This is a genomic window from Methylobacterium sp. AC315 (genome assembly GCF_979253755.1).
The window spans coordinates 1-416 of record NZ_CEEDEA010000074.1; the positions used below are offsets into that span (position 1 = coordinate 1).

Sequence of the window (416 nt, forward strand, 5' to 3'; positions counted from 1 at the left end):
CAACATGCGAATCAACGTCCAAACCACCGCTCAGCACCGAAAGTGCGGAAGAACCAAGGTTCAACGCTGTTTGACAGTCGGACTGACGGTGACGGCGGAAGATGTCGTGGTCGCCGCCGCCCGCCGCGCCCTGCTGGCGCATCTGCATCCCGATCGCGCGTCGGAGCAGGACAAGATCAGGATGTCGGCCCGGTTCGCCACTGCGTCGGCGGCCTTCGACAGGATCGAGAGGCTTCGTAGTTGATAACAAGCATCTTGCTGGTCGTGATCGTCTATGCCTGCCGTCGCCCGCTGGCGTGGATCTCGATGCGGATGATCGCCATCTCGCTTGGGTTCTTTGTCGGCTGGAAGTTCATGGGGAGGCGCTGATGGATCTCACACTTCACCAGACCATTCTCTACCACTGCATCCGACTC

General features: G+C 60.1%; 1 pseudogene. It reads left to right on the forward strand.

The features are described 5' to 3' along the window. Positions 1-244, forward strand: a pseudogene (locus AC0IY0_RS28770) (hypothetical protein); the annotation flags it as partial. Positions 245-416: the final 172 nt, after the last annotated feature.